This window comes from Pseudomonas sp. B22(2017) (assembly GCF_002113105.1).
GTDB lineage: Bacteria > Pseudomonadota > Gammaproteobacteria > Pseudomonadales > Pseudomonadaceae > Aquipseudomonas > Aquipseudomonas asiatica.
Genome location: NZ_NEJN01000017.1, coordinates 1 through 20,059, shown reverse-complemented (window position 1 = coordinate 20,059; position 20,059 = coordinate 1). Strand labels below are relative to the sequence as shown.

The following is a 20,059-nucleotide window of genomic DNA, read 5'->3' as shown; positions in this document are numbered from 1 at the left end:
AGGAGACACTATGTCCACTTTCGCGCAAATGATCGAAAACATCACCCCGGAAATCTACGAGAGCCTGAAACTGGCCGTGGAAATCGGCAAATGGTCGGATGGCCGCAAGCTCACTGCCGAGCAGAAAGAGCTGTCGCTGCAGGCGGTAATCGCCTGGGAGATGAAAAACCTGCCCGAAGACCAGCGTACCGGCTACATGGGCCCGCAGGAATGCGCCTCGAAGTCCGCGCCGATCGCCAACATTCTGTTCAAGTCGGACTCGGTACATTGATCGAACTCGCTCGTGGCTCGTTGAGCAAGATGGCGGTAAGCCTGCAGGCGCCAGTGGTGCAGTACAGCTTTCGCCTTGATGACACGCAGGTGCCGGTCAACCCGCTGATCGGCCAGCGCCTGCGCCTTGAGTACCTTGGCGCCATTCACTGCAGCCATTGTGGCAAGCGCACCAAGACCAGCTTCAGCCAGGGTTACTGCTACCCGTGCATGACCAAACTGGCCCAGTGCGACGTGTGCATCATGGCCCCGGAAAAGTGCCACTACGACGCCGGCACCTGCCGCGAACCGTCGTGGGGCGAACAGTTCTGCATGACCGACCATGTGGTCTACCTGGCCAACTCGTCGGGGATCAAGGTCGGTATCACCCGCGCCACCCAGCTGCCCACCCGCTGGCTCGACCAGGGCGCCAGCCAGGCCTTGCCGATCGTGCGCGTGGCCACCCGCCAGCAGTCCGGCCTGGTCGAAGACTTGCTGCGCAGCCAGGTGCCGGATCGCACCAACTGGCGCGCCCTGCTCAAGGGCGATGCCGAGGAGCTCGACCTGGTGGCCATTCGTGAACAGGTCTTCGACGCCTGTGCCGATGGCTTGCGCGAGCTGCAGGGGCGTTTCGGCCTGCAGGCGGTTCAGCCGCTGGCCGATGCCGAAGTGGTGCAGATGAAGTACCCGGTCGAGGCCTACCCATCGAAGATCGTCAGCTTCAACCTCGACAAGGACCCGGTAGTGGAAGGCACGCTGCTGGGCATCAAGGGCCAGTACCTGATCTTCGACACCGGTGTGATCAATATTCGCAAGTACACGGCCTACCAGTTGGCCGTACTCCAGTAAAAAGGACCTGCACATGCGTACCGAACAACCGCAAGTGATCTACCTCAAGGATTACCAGGCGCCCGAGTACCTGATCGACGAGACGCACCTGACCTTCGAGCTGTTCGAGGACCATACCCTGGTTCACGCGCAACTGGTCATGCGCCGCAACCCGGCACGCGGTGCCGGCCTGCCGCCACTGGTACTCGATGGCCAGCAGCTTGAGCTGCTGCGCGCCTCGCTGGATGACCAGGAACTCCAGCCGGGCGACTACCAGCTCGACGCCGACAGCCTGACCGTGCAGCCCAAGGCCGAGCGCTTCACCCTCGACACCAGCGTGAAGATCCACCCCGAGAGCAACACCGCGCTGGAAGGCTTGTACAAGTCGGGCAAGATGTTCTGCACCCAGTGCGAGGCCGAAGGCTTCCGCAAGATCACCTACTACCTCGATCGTCCGGATGTGATGAGCACCTTCACCACCACGGTGATCGCCGAGCAGCATCGCTACCCGGTATTGCTGTCGAACGGCAACCCGATCGGCAGCGGGCCGGCAGACGATGGTCGCCACTGGGCGACCTGGGAAGACCCGTTCATGAAGCCGGCCTACCTGTTCGCCCTGGTGGCCGGTGACCTGTGGTGCGTCGAGGACAGCTTCACCCGCCAGTCCGGCCGTGACGTGACCCTGCGCATCTATGTCGAGCCCGAGAACATCGACAAGTGCGACCACGCCATGGTCAGCCTGAAGAAGTCCATGCGCTGGGACGAAGAAGTCTATGGCCGCGAGTACGACCTGGACATCTTCATGATCGTCGCGGTCAACGACTTCAACATGGGCGCCATGGAAAACAAAGGCCTGAACATCTTCAACTCCAGCTGTGTGCTGGCCCGTGCCGAAACCGCCACCGATGCCGCCCACCAGCGCGTCGAAGGCGTGGTTGCCCACGAGTATTTCCACAACTGGTCGGGCAACCGCGTCACCTGCCGTGACTGGTTCCAGCTGTCGCTGAAGGAAGGCTTCACGGTGTTCCGCGATGCCGAGTTCAGCGCCGACATGAACTCGCGCACGGTCAAGCGCATCGAAGACGTGGCCTACCTGCGTACTCACCAGTTCGCCGAAGACGCTGGCCCCATGGCCCACCCGGTGCGCCCGGACAGCTTCATCGAGATCTCCAACTTCTACACCCTGACCGTGTACGAGAAGGGCGCCGAAGTGGTGCGCATGGTTCGTACCCTGCTGGGCGCCGACGGCTTCCGCAAGGGCAGCGACCTGTACTTCGAACGCCACGATGGCCAGGCGGTGACCACCGACGATTTCATCAAGGCCATGGAAGACGCCAACGGCGTCGACTTCACCCAGTTCAAGCGCTGGTACAACCAGGCCGGCACCCCGCGCCTGGAAGTCAGCGAGGCCTATGACGCGGCCGCGCAAACCTACAGCCTGACCTTCCGCCAAAGCTGCCCGCAGACCCCGGACAAGGCCGAAAAGCTGCCGTTCGTGATCCCGGTGGAGCTTGGCCTGCTGGATGCTGCAGGCAACGACCTGCCGCTGCAACTGGCCGGTGAAGATACGGCGCAGGGCACCAGCCGCGTGCTGTCGGTGACCGAGGCCGAGCAGACCTTCACCTTCCAGGGTATCCAGGCCAAACCGCTGCCGTCGCTGCTGCGTGGTTTCAGTGCACCGGTCAAGCTGAGCTTCCCCTACGACCGCGACCAGCTGATGTTCCTGATGCAACACGACAGCGACGGCTTCAACCGCTGGGAGGCGGGGCAGCAGTTGTCGGTGCAGGTGCTGCAGGAGCTGATCGGCCAGCATCAGCGCGGCGAAGCACTGAAGCTCGACCAGCGCCTGATCACCGCCCTGGGCACCGTGCTCGGCAACGAGTCGCTGGACCCGGCCATGGTTGCCGAAATGCTCTCGCTGCCGGGTGAGGCCTACCTCACCGAAATCAGCCAGGTGGCCGATGTGGACGCCATCCACGCCGCCCGCGAGTTCGCCCGCCAGCAGATCGCCGAGAAGCTGTTCGAAGCCCTGTGGGCGCGCTACCAGGCCAACCGCGAAGTGTCGCGCAGCACCGCCTACGTGGCCTCGGCCGAGCATTTCGCTCGCCGCAGCCTGCAGAACATCGCGCTGTCGTACCTGATGCAGAGCGGCAAGCCGCAGGTGCTGCAGGCGACTTTGGAGCAGTTCGAGCACTGTGACAACATGACCGAGCGCCTTACCGCCCTGGCCGTGCTGGTCAACTCGCCGTTCGAGGCCGAGCGGGCCAAGGCGCTGGAAGCCTTTGCCGAGCACTTCAAGGACAACCCGCTGGTCATGGACCAGTGGTTCAGCGTGCAGGCGGCCAGTACGCTGCCGGGCGGGCTGGCGCGGGTCAAGGCGCTGATGCAGCACCCGGCGTTCACCCTGAAGAACCCGAACAAGGTACGTGCGCTGATCGGCGCCTTTGCCGGGCAGAACCTGGTCAACTTCCATGCGGCGGATGGCTCGGGCTACCGCTTCCTGGCGGACCTGGTGATCGAGCTGAATGCGCTGAACCCGCAGATCGCTTCGCGGCAACTGGCACCACTGACCCGCTGGCGCAAGTATGACGCTGCGCGTCAGGCCCTGATGAAGGGCGAGCTGGAGCGGATTCTGGCTTCTGGTGAGTTGTCCAGTGATGTGTATGAAGTGGTGAGCAAGAGCCTGGCTTAAGGGCCAAGGGGGCTGCTTTGCAGCCCATCGCCGGCAAGCCAGCTCCCACAGGTACTCCACTGCCGTCAAGGCATGTGCTGTCCCTGTGGGAGCTGGCTTGCCGGCGATGGGCCGCACAGCGGCCCCCGGCTTTTTACAGCCGACAACAAAACATAACACCCCGCCCGTTGTGTTCCCGCAAATATCCCCGCTACGATCCCCTCAAGCTATTGCGGGCCTCTAGATCAGGCTTTTCGCAGTACCTGCAGTGCATTGACCCACCAGACAAGAACACAACAGGGGGACAGTCATGAGGGAACAGAACAGGCGCTTTGCCTGGCCATTGGCAGCCAGCGCGGTACTGGCGCTGGGGCTCGGCGTGTGGGCTGACAGCGTGCAAGCCGCTGCCGCCGACGAATATTCCACCGAATCGGCCAAGGCCAGCCAAAGCCTGCTGATCGACGCCACCCATGCCGGTAAGCGCCTGGTGGTAGTGGGCGATCGCGGTCATATCCTGTTCTCCGACGACCAGGGCAGAACCTGGACCCAGGCGCGGGTGCCCACCCGGCAACTGCTGACCGCGGTGTTCTTCCTCGACGACAAGCGCGGCTGGGCCGTCGGCCACGATGCGCTGGTGCTCGCCAGCAGCGATGGTGGTGCCACCTGGAGCAAGCAGTTCGAAGACCTGCCCCGCGAAGCACCCTTGCTCGATGTCGCCTTCCTCGACGCCCGGCACGGCTTTGCCGTAGGTGCCTACGGCGCCTTGCTGGAAACCACCGACGGCGGCCAGCACTGGCAGGACGTGGCCGAGCGCCTGGACAACCCCGACCAGCTGCACCTGAACGGTATCGCCCAGGTGCGTGACGCGGGCCTGTTCATTGTCGGCGAGCAGGGCGGCATGTTCCGCTCAGCCGACAACGGCCAGACCTGGGCCAAGGTTCAAGGCCCCTACGAGGGATCGCTGTTCGGCGTGATCGGCACTGCACAGCCGCGCACATTGCTGGCCTACGGCCTGCGCGGCAACCTGTTCCGCTCCACCGATTTCGGTGACAGCTGGCAACCGATCGAGCTCAAGGCCGCACGTGGCACCCTCGAATTCGGCCTGGCAGGCGCTACGCTTGTCGAGGACGGTAGCCTGGTGCTGGTCGGCAATGGCGGCAGCGTGCTGCGCAGTACCGATGACGGCCAGACCTTCAGTGTCTACAACCGCGCCGACCGCATTGCCCTGGCCGGCGTCAGCGGCCTGGCCGATGGCGGCCTGCTGCTGGTAGGGCAGGGTGGCGTGCACCTGGCTGACCCGCAGGGTGCTGACCAGGAGGTGCGTCCATGACCAGCAGGGAGAGCATCACCATGCATCCGCATCACCAGGACAAGGCCACGTTGCTCGAACGCCTGATCTTCAACAATCGCCCCATGGTCATCGCCCTGTGCGTGCTGGTCAGCATCTTCCTGTTCTGGCAGGCCACGCAGATTCGCCCGTCCACCAGCTTCGAGAAGATGATCCCGCTGCAGCACCCGTTCATCGAGCAGATGATGGAGCACCGCAACGACCTGGCCAACCTCGGCAACACCGTGCGCATTTCGGTGGAGGCCGTGAATGGCGACATCTTCGACAAGGACTACATGGAGACCCTGCGGCAGATCCATGACGAGGTGTTCTACATCCCTGGCGTCGACCGTGCCGGGTTGAAGTCGCTGTGGAGCCCCAGCGTGCGCTGGAGCGAGGTCACCGAGGAAGGCTTCTCGGGTGGCGAGGTGATTCCCAACACCTACAACGGCTCGCAGGACAGCCTCGACACCCTGCGCGACAACGTGCTCAAGTCGGGCCAGGTGGGGCGCCTGGTGGGCAACAATTTCAAGTCCAGCATCGTCGATGTGCCACTGCTGGAGAGCTACCCCGACCCGCAGGACCCGGGCAAGCAGGTGAAGCTGGACTACCAGCAGTTCTCGCACCAGCTTGAAGAAAAGATCCGTGACAAGTTCCAGGCGCAGAACCCCAACGTGAAGGTGCACATCGTCGGCTTCGCCAAGAAGGTCGGCGACCTGATCGACGGCCTGGTGATGGTGGCGATGTTCTTCGGCGTCGCCCTGGCCATCACCTGGGTGCTGCTGTACTGGTTCACCTGGTGCATCCGCAGCACCATCGCCGTGCTCATCACCACCCTGGTGGCAGTGGTCTGGCAGCTGGGCCTGATGCATGCGGTGGGCTTTGGCCTGGACCCGTACTCGATGCTGGTGCCGTTCCTGATCTTCGCCATCGGCATTTCCCACGGGGTGCAGAAGATCAACGGTATCGCCCTGCAGTCGAGTGATGCCGACAACGCCCTGACCGCTGCCCGGCGCACCTTCCGCCAGCTGTTCCTGCCTGGGATGATCGCCATTCTCGCCGACGCCGTGGGCTTCATCACCTTGCTGATCATCGACATCGGCGTGATTCGTGAACTGGCCATCGGTGCTTCCATCGGTGTGGCGGTGATCGTGTTCACCAACCTCATCCTGCTGCCGGTAGCCATCTCCTACGTCGGCATCAGCAAGAAGGCCGTCGAGCGCAGCAAGCAGGACGCCACCCGCGAGCACCCGTTCTGGCGCCTGTTGTCGAACTTCGCCAGTGCCAAGGTGGCGCCTGTATCGGTGGCCCTGGCGCTGGTCGCCTTCGCCGGTGGCCTGTGGTACAGCCAGAACCTGAAGATCGGCGACCTCGACCAGGGCGCGCCGGAGCTGCGCCCGGACTCGCGCTACAACCAGGACAACAACTTCATCATCAGTAACTACTCGACCAGTTCCGATGTGCTGGTGATCATGGTCAAGACCCCGCCGGAAAGCTGCTCGATTCACTCGACCATGGCGCCGATCGACGAGCTGATGTGGACCATGCAGAACACCCCAGGCGTGCAGTCGGCAATTTCCCTCGTGACCGTGTCCAAGCAGGTGATCAAGGGCATGAACGAGGGCAGCCTGAAATGGGAAACCCTGTCGCGCAACCCGGACATCCTCAACAACTCCATCGCCCGCGCCGATGGCCTGTACAACGGCGACTGCTCGCTGGCACCGGTGCTGGTGTTCCTCAACGACCACAAGGCCGAAACCCTGGAGCGGGTCACTGCCGTGGCCAAGGCGTTTGCCGACAGCCACAACAAGGAAGGCCTGCAGTTCCTGCTGGCGGCGGGCAACGCCGGGATCGAAGCGGCGACCAACGAGGTGATCAAGTCGGCCGAGCTGACCATCCTGATCCTGGTGTACATCTGCGTGGCGGTGATGTGCCTGATTACCTTCCGCTCGTTCGCCGCCACCCTGTGTATCGTCCTGCCGCTGGTGCTGACCTCGGTGCTGGGCAACGCGCTGATGGCCTACATGGGCATCGGGGTCAAGGTGGCGACCTTGCCGGTGGTGGCGCTGGGTGTGGGCATTGGCGTGGACTATGGCATCTACATCTACAGCCGGCTGGAAAGCTTCCTGCGCGCCGGGTTGCCGTTGCAGGAGGCGTATTACGAGACCCTGCGCTCGACCGGCAAGGCAGTGCTGTTCACCGGCTTGTGCCTGGCCATCGGCGTGTGCACCTGGATTTTCTCGGCGATCAAGTTCCAGGCGGACATGGGGTTGATGCTGACCTTCATGCTGCTGTGGAACATGTTCGGGGCGCTGTGGCTGCTGCCGGCGCTGGCAAGGTTCCTGATCAAGCCTGAGAAGATGGTGGGCAAGGAGGGGGGCTCCATTTTCGCTCATTGAATTGCCGGGGGCCGCTTTGCGGCCCATTCGCAGCACAAGGCTGCTTCTACAGGGGGGACCGCGAGCCTTCTGTAGGAGCAGCCTTGTGCTCGAATGGGCTGCAAGGCAGCCCCAAGGCTATAATGCCAACTCATTTCAGATTGGTACCCCCATGTCCCCCCTCGCCACCGCCCTGCAGTCCTGCGACATGCTCCTGATCGACGGCCTGCACGCCTTCGACTTCACCTCCGATGAATCCGGCCTCACCATCGAATGCATGGACGGCCGCCAGCTCCGCCGCTGGTCCTTCACCCCCGAGCAGATCACAGCTGCCATCGCCGTGGGTGACGAGTGGCAACTCGACGATGCCGACGGCGCGCATCGACTAGTCTGTATGAGTGCCTTTCGCGCCCCGGATGATGACGAAGATGAATCGGATCTGGACGAGCCTGCTGACCGCTAGCCTGATGAGCCTGACCATCCATGCCCACGCCGCCACCTTGCTGGTGGGCAGTTACACCGATGGCGCCAGCGAGGGCATCTACCGCTACGGGTTCGACGAAAAGACCGGTCATATCGACCCGTCGCCGCAGCAGGTGGTGGAGAGTGTCAGCCCTTCATGGCTGGTGCTGTCGGCCGATCAACGCCAACTGTTCGCGGTCAACGAAACCCCGAACGGCAATGTCAGCAGTTTCATCGTCAGTGCAAAAGGCGAGATCAAGGCACTCAACCAGGTGACCAGCCAAGGTGACCAACCGACCCACGCCAGCCTCAGCCAGGACCAGCGTTATCTGTTCGTGGCCAACTACGCAGTCAAGCCCGATCCCGGCGGCAGCCTGGTGGTAGTTCCGGTGGCCAAGGACGGCAAGCTCAAGCCGGTGGTGCAACAGGCCCGGCACAAGGCGAGCGGGGTCAACCCCGAGCGCCAGGCCGGCGCCCATGTGCATTCGCTGGTGCTGTCACCGGACGGCCGCCACCTGTATGCCAGCGACCTGGGTGCCGACAAGGTGTTCATCTACCGTTACGACGGTGCCAGCGCAGACCACCCGTTGACGCCAGCGATCCCCGCGTCGGTGGACCTGCCGCCGGGCAGCGGGCCGCGCCACCTGTTGTTCGACGCCAAGGGCCGTCACGCCTACCTGACCCTGGAAATGAGTGCCGAAGTGGTGATGTTCGACGTGCAGGAGGGCAACCTGGTCGAACGCCAGCGCCTGCCCCTGACCGAGAGCAAGGAAGCTGCGGCGAAAGCGGCAGGTGGCTTGCACCTGTCGGCAGACGGGCGCTTTCTGTATGTGAGCAACCGCGGCACGGCCAACGAGATCGTGGCGTTCAGCGTGGGCAAGCAGGATGGCCAACTGACGTTCCTGCAGCGCCGTTCGGTGGAGGGGGATCATCCCCGCGAGTTCGCCCTCGATCCGAGTGACAACTTCCTGCTGGTGGCCAACCAGAAGAGCAACCAGATCGTGGTGATACGCCGCGATCCGCGCAGCGGCAAGTTGTTGGAGACGGTGCAGAAGCTGAAGCAGGAGGCACCGTCGGACCTGAAGTTCATCGAGTGATATCGATCGGCGTGATAATCGATACTGCCGCAATGAATTTTTGCCTGCGGCTTCGGCGGCGTAAGTTTGACCCAAGGCCCAAACGGGCCAACGTCAAACCACCGCCGTCGAGGTCAGCCCAGATGAACTTCAATCTCTTCCCGGTCATTGCCGCATCCGCCATTTCCGCTTCGGTCGTATTGCCAGCGCATGCCCATGCCGACAGCAGCGGCAAGGCGTCCGCTACCCATAGCTACACCGAACAGTACCTGCGCCAGAGTGCCAACTTCCATGCGGCATTGAGTGGCAAACACAACCACTGAATCCTGTACTGGCCCTATCGCCGGCAAGCCAGCTCCCACAGGGGTTGAGCAGGCCTCAGGTCCAGCGCCGTACCTGTGGGAGCTGGCTTGCCGGCGATAGGGCCAGTACAGGAAACAGCGTTCATTTGGCCATGACTGACCTGAACAGCTCCGAAGCCAACCACCCCTCCAGCCAGCTCCGCACCCGCGGATAAGCCGCCTCGGCGAACCACTGCGGTTCGACCCCGGCAAACTGGCGCATCAGGGGCAGCAACGCGGCATCGGCAATGCTCGGGTGCGTGGCCAGCAAGTAGGGCCTGCCCGCCAGCAGGCCTTCGAGCTCCGCCAGCCAGGCCTCGGCCTGCTGGCGGTAATGCTCGCGGGTATGCTCGGGGTAGCGCTCGGCATACTTGTACAGGTTCACCTGCGCCTTGAACGTGCTGTCGTTGCGCGCAATCAGTGTTTCAGCCTGCTGCGCCGCCGCAGGGTCGGCCTGCAGCCGCCAGTCCTGCGGGTCGTTTTGCGCCAGCGCCCAGCGCATGATGTCCAGGCTTTCTTCGAGCACCCCGGCGCCGGTATCCAGTACCGGCACCGTGCCCTTGGGTGACAAGGCCAGCAGTTCTGCCGGCTTGTTCTTCATCGCTACCTCGCGAATCTCCACCTCGCACCCCGCATAGCGCAGGGCCAGGCGCGCGCGCATGGCCCAGGGGCAGCGGCGGAACGAGTAGAGGATCACCCGCACACCTCCACGTCACTCAGGCCATTGCCTTGGCGGCGCACCTGGATCTGCACCGGGATGCGTTCGTGCATTTCCTGCACGTGGGAAATCACCGCCACCTTGCGGCCCTGGGCCTGCAAGCCGTCGAGGGCGTCCATGGCCAGTTGCAGCGACTCGGGGTCGAGGCTGCCGAAGCCTTCGTCGATGAACAGCGATTCGATGCGCAGCGTGCTGGAGGCCATCGAGGCCAGGCCCAGGGCCAGGGCCAGCGACACCAGGAAGGTTTCCCCGCCAGACAGCGAGTGCACCGAACGCAGTTCGTCACCCATCTCGGTGTCCAGCACCAGCAGGCCGAGGGCGCTGCCGCCGCGCTTGAGGCGGTAACGGCGGGCCAGCTGGCGCAGCTGGGCGTTGGCGTGGTGCAGCAGCAGGTCGAGGTTGTAGCCCTGGGCGATCTTGCGGAACACATCGCCCGAGGCCGAGCCGATCAGGGCGTTCAGGCGAGCCCAGCGTTGCCACTGCTGGTGGGCCTGTTCGATTTCCGCCGCCAGCGCCTGGTGCGCCTGTTGGCGACGCTGGTCATCGGCCTGCTGTGCACGCAGTTCGGCGCATTGCTGCTCATGGCCGGCCAGGCGTTCGCGCAGTTCGGTCAGGGCCTGTTCCAGGGCGTCTGCCGAGGTGTCCACAGTCATTTGCGCGGCATGTTGCTGCAGGCGTTGTTCACGTTCTTGCAGCAGCACGCGGCCCTGTTCGATGGCCTTTTCGGCGCCTTGCAGGCGCTGGCGCAGCTCATTTACCTGCGCGTCCTCCATGCCCAGCAGGCGATCCAGGCCGGCGTCGTCCAGTTCCGGGTGTTCTGCGCGCCACTGGGCGATCTGGCCCTGCAACTGCTGGCACTCAGCGTCCAGCGCCTGCTGCTGCTGGGTGTTGGCCTTGAGTTCGCTGGCCAGTTGCACGCCTTGGGTACGCAAGTCCTGCAGGCGCTGGGCAGTGTCGGCATCGAGGGCGCGGGCCTGCTCCAGCGCGGCGTCCATATGCTGTTGCCAGGCCTCGGCGCTTGCATGCCCGCCAAGCAGTTCGCCAAGCGAAGCCTGGGCCTGTTGGCGCTGCTCGTCGAGGGCGGCAAGTTTCTGCTGCAACTGCTGCTGGGTCTGCACGCGTGCCTGCTGCTGGTCGCGCAGCTTGTCCAGCTGGGCCTGGCGGGCTTGCTGTTCTTCCTGTTCGTCCTTGCGCTGCTCCAGTTGCTGCAGGCGCAGGGCGATCTGCTGGTCCAGGGCGAGGAAGGCATTGGCCGGTTCGTCGTTCAAGGCCTTGAGGGCCTCTTCGGGCAATACGCCGGCAAGGTCCTCAAGGCCTTGCTGCAACTGCTGCTCGTCACTGGCCAGGGCCTGGTGCTGTTGCTCCAGGTGGCGCTGGGCCTGCTGTTGCGCCTGCTGGGCGGCCTGCAGTTGCTGGTTGAGACGGGCTGCATCTTTTTGCAGGGCGAGCAGGGCGCTCTGGCGTTTCTCGTCCTGGCCGATTTCTTCGTCCAGGCGTCGCAGCTGGCTGTCGAGCCAGGCACTGCGGGCATTGTCGTCCTGCGGGGCCAGGGCGGGCCACAGGCTGTGCGCCTGCACCTGGGCCACCAGCGGTTGTAGCTGGTCGCCCAGTTGCTGCTGTTGCTGCTGGTAATCCTTGAGCTGGGCGTTGACCACGCCCAGCTGGGTGCGCAGCTCCACCAGCTTGCTGTTGAGGGTTTCGACCTGCTTCTGCGCGGCGTCTTCTTCGGCCTGGTCATGGCGACCCAGGCTTTGCAGCAGCGCTTCAGGCTGGTGGAACGGGTGCTCGGCGCTGCCGCACACCGGGCAGGGTTCGCCGTCGCGCAACTGGCCGCGCAACTCTTCGACGCTGGTGTTACGTGCCAGGCGCTGGCGTTCCAGCAACTGGCGGGTGAGGTTGAGCGCTTGCTCGGCGGACTCCAGCTCGGCCTTGGCGGCGGTGCCTTCGGTAATCAGCTGCTGGCGCTGCTGCATGGCCTGCTGCTGACGCAGGCGCACGGCCTCCAGCTGCTGGCGCAGTTCCAGTTCACGGCCATGCAGGCGTGACAGTTCCTCCACGGCGCGCTGCTGCTTGCGGTTGTCCTGCAGCATGCCACCCAGCAGGTCGATCTGTTCTGCCAGGGCCTGGGGTTCGGCCTTGGCTTCGCGGAACAGCAGCTCGAAGGCATCGCGCTCGGCCTGCAAGTGCGCATTGGCCTGGCTGGCCTGGGCCTGTAGGCCGGGCAGCTCTTCACGGCCTTTGGCCAGGCGGCCACCGATCAGCATCACTTGCTTCAGTTGCGGCAGGTAGGCGTGCCAGGCATTGGCCAGGCCCGCCAGGTGCTGGCTGTCGGCGAGCGCGGTGTCGATCTGCGCCAGTTGCTGCAGGCTGCGCTGCTGGTTGTCTTCCAGCTGCTGCAGGTGCTGCTGGCCTTCGGCGACCTGCTGCTCGGCCTGCTGGCCTGCGCTGCGCTGTGCTGCCAGCTCCTGCTCCAGGCGGGCCAGGTTGTCCTGGGCGGCAAAGGCCTGGCGCAGGCGAGGGGCGTTCTCGCTGTGTTGGGCCAGGCTATCGGCAAGTGCCTGACGCGCGGCGTCCAGCGCCTGTTCGAGCTCGCTGGTGCGCACTTGCAGCTCGGCTTGCTGCTGCTGTTGCTCGGCGATCTTCGCTGCCAGCGGTGCCAGTTGCGCGGTCAGTGCCTGCTGGCGGTGGAACTGGTGGCGCTGTGGGGCCAGGCGCTCCAGGCGCACCAGGTCCAGGCGCTGGTCAGCCAGTTGTTGCCAGCCCTGCTCGGCGGCCTGCAGCGCGGTGCCGGCTTCGGCGTGCTGGGCCTGCAGCTGGCGCTGCTCGTTCAGCCAGTTGCGTTGCTGCTCCAGCTGGCGCTCGCCAGCCTGGTCGGCCTTGAACTGCTGTTGCGCCTGCTCCAGGCGCTGGTCGAGCTCGGCGCGCGCTTCGGCGGCCATCGGCAGCAGATGGCTGGCACGGTCCTTCAGGGCATTGTGGGCCTCGCCGGCTTCGCGTGCCTTGCTGAAGGCCCGCTGGCCCAGGCGGGTGTAGATGGCGGTGTTGGTGAGCTTTTCCAGCAGCTCGCTGCGTTCTTTGTCGTCGGCCTTGAGGAAGGCGCCGAATTCGCTCTGGGCCAGCATCACCGCGCGGGTGAACTGTTCGAAGTTCAGGCCCAGGCGGGCTTCGACCAGTTGTTTGTACTCGTTCTTACCGCTGCCCAGTACCTGCTCGCTGTCCAGGTCGTAGAAGCTCTGGCGGCTGTGCTGCAGCTTGCCGTTGGCCTTGTCGCGGGCGCGGTTGGCTTCCCAGCGGGCGCGGTAGCGGCGACCATCGATGCCGACGAAATCGACTTCGGCAAAGCCGCTGCCGGTGCCGCGGCGCAGCAGGTTGCGCGGGTCGGAGGTAGGGATTTCACCGTCTGCATCCGGCACCTTGGCCTCGCGGCCAATGTCGTTCAGCCGTGGCACGGTGCCGAACAACGCCAGGCACAGGGCGTCGAGCAGGGTACTTTTGCCCGCCCCGGTAGGCCCGGTGATGGCGAACAGGCCGGCGCTGGCCAGCGGTTCGGCGGTGAAATCGATATCGACCGGGCCGGCCAGGGATGCCAGGTTCTTCAGGCGGATGGCAAGAATCTTCATGGCTGTTCCTCTTCCTGCTGCACGTCCTGCAACAGCAGGGCGAAGTCGGCCAGCGCCTGTTCGTCGGCGGGGTTGCCATAGGCTTGCTCCCAGGCGCGGCTGAACAGGTCCTGCGGGGTCATCTGGGCCAGTTCGACAAAGGCCAGGTCATCGTCTTCGGCATTGTTGCGGCCGGCGTATTCGGCGCTGATGCGGATCAAGCGCACGGCCTTGCCTTGCAGTGCGGTTTCGATCTGCTGGCGCAGGTCGGGTTGCGGCTCGTCCAGTATCACCCGCACCTCCAGCCAGGGCTGGCGGTTGGGGTCTTCGAGCAGGTCGATCACTGGCAGGTCGGCCAACTGTTCCAGTAGTTCGCCCAGTGGTGCCGGACCGACCCGTTGCAGGGCTACGGCGCGCGGTACTGGGCGCGGTTCGACGCTGACCAGGCCAGTGCCGTCCAGCTCCACTTCCAGCACTTGGTGCGGGTAGTTGATTTCGGCGAACGACAGCGGGATCGGCGAGCCGCTGTAGCGGATGCGTTCTTCGCGGTTGACCTTCTGCGGCTTGTGCAGGTGGCCCAGGGCGACGTAGCTGATGGCCTTGTCGAACAGCTTGGCCGGCAGCGCCTCGGCGTTGCCGATGATCAGGCTGCGCTCGGAGTCCTCCGACACCGCGCCACCGGCCATGTGCGCGTGGCTGATGGCGATCAGCGCCTGGTCCTTCTTGCGCTTCTTTTGCGCGGCGGCGATCAGCTGCTGGTGCACCTGGGTGATACCTTGCAGGTAGTCGTCGCCCAATTGCGGGCCGGTCACCTCGGCCGGGCGCAGGAAGGGCAGGGCCAGGCACCAGGCGGCGACCTTGCCGCGGCCGTTGGTCAGCGGAATCAGCAGGCGCTCGGCGTCCAGCTGGCCCTCGTCCAGCCAGTGCACACGGCCCAGGGCATGGGTGCGCAGGCGGCGCATCAGCGCCGCGGGCAGCTCGATGCGCGAGCCGGAGTCGTGGTTGCCGGCGATCATCACGATGTCCAGCTTCGGCTGTTGCTCGTGGGCCTGGACGATGAAGTCGTAGAGACGTTCCTGGGCTTTGACCGGCGGGTTGACCGTGTCGAAGATATCGCCGGCGATCAGCAGCGCATCCGGCTGGCGCAGGCGCAGCTGGCCGAGCAGCCAGTCGAGGAAGCAGGCGTGTTCGAAGTCGCGTTCCTGGCCGTGCAGGCTTTGGCCCAGGTGCCAGTCGGAGGTATGAAACAGACGCATGGATGACCTGTTGGTGTCGAGTCGAGCAAGCGGGGGCTTGGCTTGGGTGATGGGTGTTGCGCAAGGGCGGTATGGTAACCCAAGCCTATGCGGCAAGGCAGTCGCTCCTGGCGGGTAAGTGCTTTCCTACAAGCAGGTCCGCGCACTGAACGCCTTGTTCATTGACGGCCTAACGGCGTTTTCCTAGCGTCCTTGGGTTTCAAGCCTCAAGGACGCAACAATGATCAAGGATCTGACCGAGCGCTCGCTGCTTCAGTCTTGTCGTTCATTCACGTTGCACAACTTGGCCGAACAGGAGTAACCCCTCATGTTCGAAGCGGCCAGGTTTGGCGACGAGATTTCACACACCGGCGCATTGGGCGGCTTCCTGCTGGGCGCTGCTCTGGGTATCGCACTGGTGGCCACGGTGGCCATCGCCACCTTCACCTGCGGGTTAGGCGTGGCTTTGCTGGCCGGCCTCGCAGCAGGTCTCGGGGGCAGCTTGCTGACCGCTGCCGGCGAGGCACTGGGAAGTCTGTTCTCATCCCCCTCAGGGACGATAACGACTGCCTCACCCAACGTGTTCATCAACAGCCGCAAGGCCGACCGCGTCGAAAAAAGCATCGGCGCCTGCGACAAACATCCTGGCCCGGTGCAGATCGCCGAAGGCTCGACCAATGTCTTCATCAATGGCGTCGCGGCGGCGCGCAAGGGCGACAAGCTGACCTGCGGCGCGACCATTTCCGGGGGTTCGAACAACGTCTTCATCGGCGGTGGCACTTACCGCTACCTGCCCGTGGATGACGAAGTCCCGGATTGGCTGCGCACCACCGTGGATGTGCTGATGGCGATTGCTGGCGCAGCCAGTGGCCTCGCGAATGTGCTCAAGATGGGTACCCAGGCCGGTATGAAGGCCGCCCTACCTTGTGCCCTGAAATTCACGGCCGGCTTCATTGCCGGCGAAGTGGCCGCCCGCTACATGGTCGAACCCATGGCACGCAGGGTTTTGGGTGGACTGGTTGGCAACCCGGTCGACCTCACCACCGGTCGCAAGCTGATCCCCGACGAGATCGACTTCAGCCTGCCCGGGCTGATGCCGATCGAGTGGTCACGTTTCTACGCCAGCGACCTTACCGTCGACAGCGTGCTCGGGCGCGGCTGGGTGCTGCCTTGGGAGCAGACCCTGCGCCGCCAGGGCTCGTTCATCTACCTCACCGACAACCAGGGCCGCGAAATCCCGTTCGTGACCCTGCAACCGGGCGAACGGATCTACAACCCGCACGAGCAGGTGTACTTGGTGTGCACCGAGGGCGGCCACTACATCCTGCAAACGCTGGACAACCTGTTCTTCTACTTCGGCGAAGTGCCAGACACCAACACCGAAGTGCCGCTGCAACGCATCGAGAACGTTCTCGGTCACTTCCTGCATTTTACCCGCACGCCCGATGGTACGCTGACCGACATCAGCGCCACCGGCGGTACCCGCGTGCACCTGCACTACGACCACCCGCTGGGCCGCCTGACCGACATCAAGCGCGTGGTGAACGACCAGGCCGTCGAAACGCTCACCCAGTACCGCTACGATGAACACGGCCAGCTGAGCGCGGTGATCAACCGCAACGGCCACACCGTGCGCAGTTTCAGCTACGCCGAAGGCCTGATGGTGACCCACAGCAACGCACTGGGCCTGAGCTGCCATTACCGTTGGGAAACTCTCGGCGGCCAGCCGCGGGTGGTCGAGCACTGGACCACCGATGGCGAACGCTTCCACTTCCGCTACGGCCTCGACGCCCGCACCAGCTGGGCCACCGACGTGCTCGGCCGCGAGCTGGAAGTGCAGTACAACCCCGACCACCGGGTGATCGCCAGCCGCGACTACGGCGGCGAACGCTACGCCGCCGAGTTGGACGACAATGGCAACATGGTCGACCTGACCTTGGCGGACGGTAGCTGCCTGCAATTCAAGTACGACGAATTCTCCCGTCTGCTCGAAGAGACCGACCCGCTGGGCCGCAAGACCACCTACGAATATCACCACCTGACCACGCTGGTGACCCAGGTCAGTTACCCGGATGGCAGCACCTGGCGGGCGCGCTACGACGCCAAGGGCAACCTGCTCGCCGAATTCGATGCCCTGGGTCAAATGACCGAATACCTGAACAGCGATGACGGCCTGCCGCACACCATCATCGACGCGACCTACAAGTCCAAGTACCTGTGGTGGAACACCTTGGCCCAGGTCGAGCGTTACCAGGATTGTTCGGGCAAGAACACCTACTACCGCTACGACGAACGCCAGCACCTCGACGCGGTAACCGATGCGCTGAACCAGACCACCACGCTGGAGCGCAAGCCTGACGGTGAGGTGCTGCGCATCAGTCACCCCGACGGCACGGCGGAAACTTTCACCTACAACGACCTTGGTCAGGTGCTCGACCACACCGATGGCAAAGGCCAGATCACCCGCCTGCTACGCACTTCCCGTGGTTTGCCGAGTAACCGCCGGGACCCGAAAGGAGGTGTGGTTCGTTACGAGTACGACAAGGCTTGGCGCCTGACCGGGTTGGTGAACGAGAACAACGCCACGTACCGCTTTGCCTATGACGCCTCGGACCGGCTGACTGAAGAAGTGCGGGTGGATAACCTGACCCGGCGTTTCAGCTACAACCTCGGCGGCCATCTGACCCGGCTGGATGAGATTGGTTATGGCGAAAATGCCGAGCGGCCGGAGCGGCATACGCTGTTCGAGCGTGACAGCATTGGCCGGTTGGTCGCCAAGATCAACCGCGATGCGAGCCAGACCTTCGCGTACGACGACGGAGACCGGTTGCTGAGCATCGAGCGGCAGCCGACCGGGATCGGCAAGCAGCTAGGGATCACGGAAGAGAAGCTGGAGTACGCCTACGATCTGCTGGGGCGGCTGACCAAAGAAATCACCCCCGACGGCACGCTCGGCTACGAGTACGATCCGCTCGGCAACCTGACTACGCTGACCCTGCCGGATGGCCGCAAGGTCAACCACCTGTACTACGGCAGCGGGCACCTGCACCAGCTGAACCTGGATGGCCAGGTGATCAGCGACATGGAGCGTGACGACCTGCACCGGGAGGTGTACCGGACCCAAGGCAAGCTCACCAGTTGTTTCGGTTATGACGCGATGGGGCGCAAGGCGTGGCAATACGCATCGATGCTGCCGGCCGACAAGCTGTCGCAAGTGCACAACACTGGCATCAATACCTCGCTGCTGGTGGAGCATGCCTACAACCCGATTCACCGCCGTTATCAGTACGACCCGGCAGGTGAACTGGTGCGTACGCTCGACAAGCTGTGTGGCGAGATCAAGTACGAGTACGAAGCGAACGGCCAGTTGCGCAGCCGCGATACGGGCTCGCTGGTTGGCAGCGAAGAGTTTCGTTACGACCCTGCGGGCAACCGCCTGGATTTCAATGCCCGGCAATTTGCCAAGTCCAGGGACAACCGCATCACACACTGGCGGGACCAGGAGTACCGTTACGACCCGTGGGGCAACCTGATCGAAAAATGCTCGGAATATGGCAACCGGTTGCAGCGCTTCGGTTATGACGGTGAAAACCGGCTGGTGCGGGCGGAGACATGGGGCAATGGCAAGCTGGAGAGTGCCGGGCACTACCGTTATGACAGCCTGGGGCGGCGGGTGGCCAAGCTGGCTGAGATCAATGGGCAGGTCGAGCAGAAGCGCTTCCTCTGGCAAGGGCTGAGGATGCTGCGCGAGGAAACGCCCGGGCAGAGCATCCTGTACCTGTATGAGCCGGGTAGCTATGCGCCGTTGGCGCGGGTTGATCAGGCGGAAGGAGAGGAGCAGAAGCTTTATTATTTCCATACTGACCAGATTGGTACGCCGCTGGAGGTCACGGACAGTGACGGTAAGATCGTCTGGCAGGCGACGTATCGCTCGTGGGGGGCAATAGAGAGTCTGCCGATCAATGAGATCGAGCAGAATTTGCGTTTCCAAGGTCAGTACTTTGATAGCGAAACGGGACTGCACTACAACACGTTCCGCTACTATGATTCGGAGGTCGGTAAATATATATCGCATGACCCAATAGGCTTGTTAGGCGGAATAAACTTATATCAATATGCGCCGAACCCTGTTAGCTGGCTGGATCCTTTGGGATGGATTACCTATAATACGATGCCTGCGATAGATGGTTTCCAGAAGCATCATATTATCCCGCAGCAGCTATCTAGGCTCTGTACGAAATCCCGAGAAACCCGATCGCTGCCCCTTGAACGCTGAGATTTTGTAGAGTCATCCGCCATCTACGGAAAGGAATTCTGTGATGGCTAAGCGTTACGAACTCTCGGATGAGGCTTGGGCTTTGGTTGCCGATCTCTTCACTGAAACCCATGGTCGGGGGCGGCCCCGCCTGAGTGATCGGCTGATGCTCGATGGCGTGCTCTGGGTGCTCTGCTCGGGTGCTGCGTGGCGAGATATGCCGGAGCGATTTGGCCCGTGGTCAACGGTGTATCAACGGTTCCGGGACTGGCGAAACCAGGGGACGTTCGATCAGATGCTCAAACGCTTGCACCTGAAATTGAATGAGCAAGGCTTGATCGATTTGCAAACCTGGATGATCGACTCAACTGCTGTACGCGCAACCCGAGCCTCTTCTGGCGCCGGGAAAAAAGGGGGCCTGACGAGCCTGCCGATCACGCTCTAGGCCGCAGTCGCGGCGGCCTGACAACCAAGATCCACATGCTCTGCGACGCCAACGGAACACCGTTGCGCTTCCTTCTCTCTGGCGGTCAAGCCAGTGACATCAGCTACGCCCAGCCACTGCTGGACGAAGTCAGCATTCCATCAAGCCAACGAGGTCGTCCGCGCAAGCGCTGCAAATGGCTGCTTGCTGACAAAGGCTACGATGCCGAAGCGCTGCGCCGCTACTGCGACCAGTACCGCATGCAACCCGTCATCCCGATGCGCTCAATGAAGCGCAAACCCAAGCCTGGCTTACCCAGATTGTTTGATCGGCCCAAATATCGACAGCGCAACATCATCGAGCGCATGTTTGGCTGGCTGAAAGAGAACCGCCGCATCGTGACGCGCTTCGACAAGCTCGCGAAAAGCTATGCCGCCATGGTCTCACTGGCTTGTTCCATGCGGTGTCTGCGACATCTCTTTTCGTACAGAGCCTA

The 20,059-nt window shown here is 63.5% G+C and carries 13 protein-coding genes; 10 read left to right on the top strand and 3 right to left on the bottom strand.

What is annotated here, in order from left to right:
- The first annotated feature begins 10 nt into the window (after nucleotides 1–10).
- From CAG18_RS24025 to CAG18_RS23990, 8 genes are all read left to right on the top strand, one after another.
- Nucleotides 11–271: a YeaC family protein gene (locus CAG18_RS24025; protein ID WP_003260154.1), complete on the top strand. Its 261-nt coding sequence runs from the start codon at nucleotides 11–13 to the stop codon at nucleotides 269–271.
- Nucleotides 268–1,098, top strand: a complete 831-nt coding sequence (locus CAG18_RS24020) for a DUF2797 domain-containing protein (protein WP_015269447.1) — start codon at nucleotides 268–270, stop codon at nucleotides 1,096–1,098. Before CAG18_RS24025 ends, CAG18_RS24020 begins: the two co-directional genes overlap by 4 nt.
- 13 nt (nucleotides 1,099–1,111) lie before the next feature.
- Complete coding sequence (pepN, locus tag CAG18_RS24015; RefSeq protein ID WP_085721700.1) at nucleotides 1,112–3,769, top strand: aminopeptidase N; 2,658 nt, start codon at nucleotides 1,112–1,114, stop codon at nucleotides 3,767–3,769.
- Between the two features lie 289 nt (nucleotides 3,770–4,058).
- Nucleotides 4,059–5,078 carry a YCF48-related protein gene (locus CAG18_RS24010; RefSeq protein WP_085721699.1) on the top strand — a complete coding sequence of 340 codons (1,020 nt, stop codon included), beginning with the start codon at nucleotides 4,059–4,061 and terminating at the stop codon, nucleotides 5,076–5,078.
- A 20-nt stretch (nucleotides 5,079–5,098) separates the two neighbouring features.
- A complete protein-coding gene (locus CAG18_RS24005; protein WP_085721735.1) occupies nucleotides 5,099–7,474 on the top strand; it encodes an RND family transporter in 2,376 nt (791 codons plus the stop codon).
- A 151-nt stretch (nucleotides 7,475–7,625) separates the two neighbouring features.
- A complete protein-coding gene (locus CAG18_RS24000; RefSeq protein ID WP_015269450.1) occupies nucleotides 7,626–7,916 on the top strand; it encodes a DUF5629 family protein in 291 nt (96 codons plus the stop codon).
- Entirely contained in the window at nucleotides 7,882–9,012 is a 1,131-nt protein-coding gene (locus tag CAG18_RS23995) for a lactonase family protein (RefSeq protein WP_223998072.1), read from the top strand. Before CAG18_RS24000 ends, CAG18_RS23995 begins: the two co-directional genes overlap by 35 nt.
- 122 nt (nucleotides 9,013–9,134) lie before the next feature.
- A complete protein-coding gene (locus CAG18_RS23990; protein WP_012271225.1) occupies nucleotides 9,135–9,314 on the top strand; it encodes a hypothetical protein in 180 nt (59 codons plus the stop codon).
- 121 nt (nucleotides 9,315–9,435) lie between these two features.
- On the opposite strand, the gene CAG18_RS23985 is transcribed toward CAG18_RS23990, so the two are convergent.
- The 3 genes from CAG18_RS23985 to CAG18_RS23975 are packed head-to-tail and all read right to left on the bottom strand — an operon-like array spanning nucleotide 9,436 to nucleotide 14,905.
- The gene (locus CAG18_RS23985) at nucleotides 9,436–10,029 is read right to left on the bottom strand and encodes a glutathione S-transferase (protein ID WP_047932973.1); all 594 of its coding nucleotides are present in this window, start codon (nucleotides 10,027–10,029) and stop codon (nucleotides 9,436–9,438) included.
- Nucleotides 10,026–13,670, bottom strand: coding sequence for an AAA family ATPase (locus tag CAG18_RS23980; protein WP_085721697.1), 3,645 nt, complete (start codon nucleotides 13,668–13,670; stop codon nucleotides 10,026–10,028). The genes CAG18_RS23985 and CAG18_RS23980 overlap by 4 nt, the downstream gene beginning before the upstream one ends.
- Entirely contained in the window at nucleotides 13,667–14,905 is a 1,239-nt protein-coding gene (locus CAG18_RS23975) for an exonuclease SbcCD subunit D C-terminal domain-containing protein (protein ID WP_085721696.1), read from the bottom strand. The genes CAG18_RS23980 and CAG18_RS23975 overlap by 4 nt, the downstream gene beginning before the upstream one ends.
- Before the next feature lie 307 nt (nucleotides 14,906–15,212).
- Between CAG18_RS23975 and CAG18_RS23970 the strand changes: the two genes are divergently transcribed.
- Together CAG18_RS23970 and CAG18_RS23965 are read left to right on the top strand one after the other, a co-directional pair.
- Entirely contained in the window at nucleotides 15,213–19,160 is a 3,948-nt protein-coding gene (locus CAG18_RS23970) for an RHS repeat-associated core domain-containing protein (protein WP_256573441.1), read from the top strand.
- A gap of 43 nt (nucleotides 19,161–19,203) precedes the next feature.
- A protein-coding gene (locus CAG18_RS23965) for an IS5 family transposase (protein WP_085986357.1) occupies nucleotides 19,204–20,059 on the top strand; the annotation gives its coding sequence in 2 pieces (ribosomal slippage) (nucleotides 19,204–19,545 and nucleotides 19,548–20,059; 854 coding nt annotated over the 2 pieces). This gene is flagged as partial in the annotation.